The 6,019-nt window shown below is 74.4% G+C and carries 4 protein-coding genes; 2 read left to right on the forward strand and 2 right to left on the reverse strand.

The window, feature by feature from the left end; translation table 11 throughout:
• Positions 1-2: 2 nt before the first annotated feature.
• Positions 3-2,978: an AAA family ATPase gene (locus AIIKEEIJ_RS16865; protein ID WP_161996195.1), complete on the reverse strand. Its 2,976-nt coding sequence runs from the start codon at positions 2,976-2,978 to the stop codon at positions 3-5.
• Positions 2,975-4,150: an exonuclease SbcCD subunit D C-terminal domain-containing protein gene (locus AIIKEEIJ_RS16870; RefSeq protein ID WP_161996196.1), complete on the reverse strand. Its 1,176-nt coding sequence runs from the start codon at positions 4,148-4,150 to the stop codon at positions 2,975-2,977. Before AIIKEEIJ_RS16870 ends, AIIKEEIJ_RS16865 begins: the two co-directional genes overlap by 4 nt.
• Before the next feature lie 84 nt (positions 4,151-4,234).
• Between AIIKEEIJ_RS16870 and AIIKEEIJ_RS16875 the strand changes: the two genes are divergently transcribed.
• Positions 4,235-5,398, forward strand: coding sequence for a DNA recombination protein RmuC (locus AIIKEEIJ_RS16875; protein ID WP_161996197.1), 1,164 nt, complete (start codon positions 4,235-4,237; stop codon positions 5,396-5,398).
• A 53-nt stretch (positions 5,399-5,451) separates the two neighbouring features.
• On the forward strand, positions 5,452-6,019 hold a 568-nt coding region (locus tag AIIKEEIJ_RS16880), incomplete at its 3' end, for a DUF6542 domain-containing protein (RefSeq protein ID WP_338020970.1).

Here is a 6,019-nt window from a genome sequence, read left to right on the forward strand (position 1 = left end):
GCTCAGCTCGCGATCTCCACCGTGGATCCGGTGCGGCCGCGCACGACGTGCAGGCGGCTGGGGATGCGCTGACGCATCTCGTCGACGTGGCTGACCACGCCGACGACGCGGCCGCCGGCGCGTAGCTCGTCGAGCACCCCCATCACCGCGTCGAGCGCGTCGGCGTCGAGCGTGCCGAACCCCTCGTCGATGAACATCGTGTCGAGCACCAGTCCCCCGGATTCGGCGGCGACGACGTCCGCGAGCCCGAGGGCCAGCGCCAGCGACGCCTGGAACGACTCGCCGCCCGAGAGGGTCTTCGTCGACCGCACCGCACCGGTGTACTCGTCGTGGATGTCGAGGCCGAGGCCGCCGCGCTTGCCGTGCGTGCCGGCGGCATCGGTGTGCACGAACTCGTAGCGGCCGCCGGACATGCGCCGCAGCCGCACCGACGCCGACTCGGCCACCTCCTCGAGGCGAGCCGCGAGGACGTACGAGCGCAGCGACATCTTGCGCGTGTTCTGCCCGGTGCCCGCGACGACGTCGGCGAGCGCTGCGAGTTCGGCCTGCTCGTCCCGCAGCGGCACCAGCTTGGCGTACTCCTCTTCGAGACGCGCCGCGAACTTCTCGATGTCGGCGTGGCGCCGCTCGGCCTCGGAGGCCGCGGACACCGCCGCGGCCAGCGCGGCCGCGCTCCGGGTGACCGCCGCCTCCGGTTCCGTCAGGTCCACCGGGTCGTCGCCGACCCGGGCGGTCTCCGGGTCGTCGAGCACGGCCTGCGCGGCCGCACGCCGGTCCGCCGCCGCGCGCAGGGCCTGCTCGATCTCGCGGAGGCGCGAATCGGGGCGCACCGCCGAGAGTGCCTGCTCGATGCTCGCGAACCCGGCCCGTTCGGCGGCTGCCGCCGCCTCCTGGGCCCGCTCGCGCGCGACCGTCGCGGCGTTCGCGGCCCGCACCCGGGCGTCGAGCAGGTTCGCCGCAGCGCCGGCGAGCGCCGCGATCCGACGTCGGCGGGCGGCGAGGGAGTCCTCGGCACCGGCCGCCGTGGTGATGCGGGTGCGGATCTCGTCGGCCTCTGCCGCGGCGCTCTCCTCGCGGTGCGCGGCCTGGGCGGCTTCGACGTCCACCGCGTGCGCCTGCTCGCGCAGGTCCGCGTCGAGCCCGCGCAGCCGGGCGATCTCGCCGCGATGGCGCTCGCGTTCGGCGGCCGTGGCCGCCGTCGCGGCGTGCGTGGCGGCGGCCGCGGCCCGCATCTCGGTGAGCGTGTCGAGACCGGCGTCACCGCAGCGCTGCCGCAGCACCGCGACGGTGTTGGCCGCGTCCGCGACCGCCGCCTGCGCCCGCGTCAGTTCCGCGGCGGCTCGCTGCTCGGCCTCCCGGGCGGCGTCCTCGTCCGCCTTGGTCGCGGTGTCCGAGGCGGGCCGGGCCGGGTTCGGGTGCGCCGTGGCTCCGCACACCACGCACGGACGCCCGTCGACCAGATCGGTGGCCAGCTCGGCGGCCATCCCGGCGATGCGGCGCTCGCGCACGTCGAGCAGGGCGGTGCGGGCGTCGTGGTGTGCGTCGCGCAGGGCGACGACCTCGTCCTCGAGGCGTCGCAGCCAGGGGGCCCGGTCCTGGAGTTCGGTGGCGGCCGCGAGGGCGTCGGTGGCCCGCGCCAATTCGGCCTCGAGCCGGGGCAGGGTGGCCGCGGCCCGCTCGGACCGGCGCGCGGCCTCCTCCGCGGCGTCGCGGCGGCCCGGAAGTCCCTCCAGTTCCGCGGCGATCCGCTCGGCGCGCACGGCCAGGTCGCGCCGCTGCTGCTGCAGGGCGACGCGGTCGGCCTCGAGCCGGGTCAGGCGCTGCTCCTGTTCGAGCAGGGCGTCGAGGCGGACCACCTCTGCAGACCACCGCTGTTCGTGGGGGCGGATCAGAGCGCGGTCGGTTTCGGCGGGGGAACCGTCGAGCTCGGCGACGAGGGCCTGTCCCTCCCCGTCGGCGGCGAGCGGGGCGGCCGCGGCCACCGCGGCGGCGTGTGCGGCGGCGGCGGCCTCCGCGGCGCGGTGCGCGTCGCGGGCGACGTCGACGACCGGCGCCGCCCGCCGGGCCGTCTCGAGTTCCGTGGACAGGGTCTGCAGCTCGCCGGCCGCGGCATCGAGGTCGGCGAGTTCGGCGACCGCGCGGGCGCGTCGTTCCTGGCACCGTCGCAGCTCGGTCGCCTCGGCGAGGACCGCCCGGTCGCGGGTGTCGTCGGCGCGCGCGACGTCGAGCGCCGCGAGCGCGAGATCGCGGCTCTCGGCGGCGTCGTCGCGCAGCCGGTGCGCCCACACGACCGGTTCGGCGTCGGCGCCGGCCTCGAGGCCAGCCGCGGCGCTGACCTTGGCGAGCAGCAGGTCGACGGCGCGTTGCTGTTCTTCGAGGCGTTTGGCGGCGGTGCTGCGGCGGTCCTTGAACCAGCGCTCGACGGAGCCGAATCGCGTGGTGTCGAACAGCCGCTCGAGCAGCTTGCCGCGGTCCTCGCTGTCGGCGCGCAGGAACTTCGCGAACTCGCCCTGCGGCAGCAGCACCACCTGGAAGAACTGCTCGGCACTCATCCCGAGCAGGCGCCGGACGGCCTCCCCGATGTCGGGCAGCCGCGAGAGGTGCTCGCCCGAGCCGTCGAGCCAGGTCAGGCTCGCCTTGGCATTCTGCTTGACGGTCCCGGTCCCGCGCAGCTTCGGGCGCTCGTAGTCGGGGCTGCGCACGATCCGCAGCCGCCGGCCCGCGATGGTCGCCTCGAGACTCACCTGCGGTGCGGTGCCGGCGGGAGCGTGGTCCGACAGCAGCCGGCGTCCGTCGGCGCGGGCTCCGGGCACCGTGCCGTACAGGGCGAACGCCACCGCGTCGAGAATGGAGGTCTTGCCGGCGCCGGTGCGGCCGTGCAGCAGGAACAGCCCGTCCGCGCCGAGCTCGTCGAAGTCCACCCGCACGGTGTCGGCGAACGGCCCGAACGCGGTGATCTCCAGCTGGTGCAGCCTCACGCGGACGCCTCCCCCGGTGCGACGGTCTGCTCGGTCCCGACGCCCGCGGCACGGTCGACGTCGCGCAGCGCCTGCTGCACCCAGCGCAGCTCCCGCTCGGACGGCTCCGATCGCACATCGGCCAGGAATCCGCGGGTGACGTCGAGGTCGCTTCGGCCGCGCACCTTCTGCCGGTAGGTGACGGTCGATGCCGCGACGGGCGGTTCCCACTCGACGTGGACGGCGCGGGGGAAACGGGACTGCAGCCGACGCATCGCGTCGAGGGGGCGCACGGCGTCGGTGAGGACGGCCGAGACGTAGTGGTCTTCCGCCCCGGTGTGCGCGACGTCGGTGAGCAGGTCGTCGAGGACGCCGGTGAGACGGCTCAGGCCCTGCACGACCGGCAGGTCGACGCGCTCGACGGCCGCCCGCCCGGTGGCGTCCAGATCGACGAGCCACACGGCCTTGCGGTGGGTGCGTTCGCCGAACGAGTACGGCAGCGGCGAGCCCGAGTAGCGGATGTGCTCGGCGACGGTCTGCGGGGAGTGGAGGTGACCGAGCGCGACGTAGTCGACGCCGTCGAACGCCGACGCCGGGACGGTTTCGACGCCGCCGACCGAGATCGACCGTTCGGAGCCGGCGGCCTCGGCGCCGACGACGAAGGCGTGGGCGAGCACCACGGCGCGAACGCCGCGGGCGCGCGCGTCGGCGCGGACCCGGTCCATCGCCGCCCCGAGGATCTCCGCGTGCGAGCGGGCCTCGGGCACCCCCAGTTCGGCGCGGGTGATCTCCGGCTCCAGATAGGGGATGCCGTAGAAGGCGACGGGGCCGTGGGCGTCGTCGAGCAGGACGGGCCGGTCGACCTGGGAGACCCGGGTGATCAGGTGCAGCCCGCCCTCGGCGGCGAATGCCGCGGCGGCGCCGAGACGGACGGGTGAGTCGTGGTTGCCGGACGTCGCGACGATGACGGCGCCGGCCCGGCGGATCGCCTCGAATCCCGCGTTGCACACCGCGACGGAATCCGCGCTCGGGATGGACCGGTCGTAGACGTCGCCGGCCACCACCACCACGTCGACGCGCCGCTCGGCGACGAGGTCGGCGAGGGCAGCGAGGGCCTGCGCCTGGTCGGACAACAGGTCCACGCCGTGGAAGGTGCGGCCGATGTGCCAGTCCGAGGTGTGCAGGATCCGCATGCCGTCAGACCGTAGAGCAGCGCACCGACACGACATCTCCCGGTCCGGGTGAGCCTGTCGGTCGTCTCGGGCATCATGCGCACCATGACGGCACTCACGGCACTCGCGTTGCTCGCCGCCCTCGCACTCGGCGCGGTTCTCGGCTGGTTGCTGCACGCCGCGCGCAGCGGCGACCGCGCCGCGCGGGCAGAGGCCCAGCTCGCGGCCCTGCGCGAGAACGAAGCGCAACTGCGGCAGGCGCTCGGTGCAGTGAGCGAGGATTCCGCCCACCGGCATTCCGGTGCGATCGGCGAGCAGGTCTCACGTCTCGTCGGGCCGTTGCAGGAGGCGGTGGGAGCCCTCGCGCGGCAGGTGGAGCACGTCGAGCGGAACCGGGTGCACGCCTACGCCGGCCTGACCGAGCAGGTCGAGGGCATGCACCGCGCCTCGCAGTTGCTCTCGACGCAGACGCAGCAGCTGGTGACGGCCCTGCGCGCCCCGCAGGTGCGCGGACGATGGGGCGAGATCCAGCTCGAACGCGTGGTCGAGCTCGCCGGGATGGTGCGGCACTGCGACTTCGACACCCAGGTCGCCAAGGACGGGGTGCGCCCGGATCTGCTGGTGTATCTCGCCGGCGGCAAGCAGATCGTCGTGGATGCGAAGGTGCCGTTCGCCGCCTATCTCGACGCCGCCCAGGAGGAGGACGTCGCCCGGCGGGACCAGCACCTGGTGCGGCACGCCCGCCAGGTGCGCACGCATATCGATCAGCTCTCGGCGAAGGCCTACTGGGAGTCGTTCGATCCGACGCCCGAGTTCGTGGTGCTGTTCGTCCCCGGCGACCCGTTCCTCGATGCGGCGCTGGCCGCGGATTCGGAGCTGCTCGAGTACGCGTTCGCCCGGAACGTGATCCTGGCCACCCCCACCACCCTCGTCGCGCTGCTGCGCACCATCGCGCACACGTGGCGGCAGGAGGCCCTGTCGAAGGAGGCCGCGACGATCCACCAGCTCGGCCGGGAGCTGTACCAGCGGATCGGCGTCGTCGGGGGGCACCTCGATCGGCTCGGATCCCAGCTGGGCAAGGCCGTCGACTCGTTCAATCTGACCGTCGCGTCGATGGAGTCCCGGGTGGCGGTGACGGCGCGGAAGCTGAGCGAACTGGAGATCTTCGACGGCGAGCACCCGGAGGTGCGACCGGTCGACGCGTGGCCGCGCCGCACGACTCCGACCGACATCTCCGAGTCCGGCGGTCCTGTCGACGAAGCAAGTTGACCCGATGGGTCTAGTGTCGACATGTGTCTGCAACGCAACGTGCTCGCTCGGCGGTGCCGCTCGACATGCGGTCGGTGGCGCCCACTGTGCCTGGCGTCCCGTGGTGGGGCGCGATCCTCGTCGCGGCGGGCTCGACCCTGCTCGGCTTCCTCATCGACGCGGCACGCGGTAACGAGCTCGGCTCGGCGTTCTCCGCGTTCTACGTGCTCGGATGCATCGCGGCGGTGGCGGCCGTGCAGCACCGGGCGCTGTTCACGGCGATGGCGCAGCCGCCGCTGCTGCTCCTCGTCGCCGTCCCGATCGCGCAGGAGTTCCTCGTCGAATCCGGCGGCGGCGGCCTGAAGGATCTGGCGCTCAACGTCGCGTATCCGCTGGTGAACCGCTTCCCCGTGATGCTCACCGCCACGGTGGCGGTCCTGGTCGTCGGCGGCCTGCGGATCTTCCTGAGCCGGCCCCCGGTGCCGGCTCCGGCCCGAGCGGGCAGGAGGAGCGCACGCGCGGCAGCGCGTGCGGCCAAGGCCCCGTCGCGGGCCGCGCAGCAGGACCGCGACACCGCCGTGCCTGCGAAGCCGGCGCGGGGCCGTCGCGGGCGCCCGGCCGCGCGGCCGCCCGCCTCCACCA

Origin of the sequence: Rhodococcus sp. YH1 (genome assembly GCF_009939605.1) — a bacterium.
GTDB lineage: Bacteria > Actinomycetota > Actinomycetes > Mycobacteriales > Mycobacteriaceae > Rhodococcus > Rhodococcus aetherivorans.

Bases quoted from the DNA above. Each gene is read 5' to 3' on its own strand.
- AIIKEEIJ_RS16875 (WP_161996197.1), top strand. From the start codon at position 4,235: ATGACGGCACTCACGGCACTCGCGTTGCTCGCCGCCCTCGCACTCGGC.
- AIIKEEIJ_RS16870 (WP_161996196.1), bottom strand. From the start codon at position 4,150: ATGCGGATCCTGCACACCTCGGACTGGCACATCGGCCGCACCTTCCAC.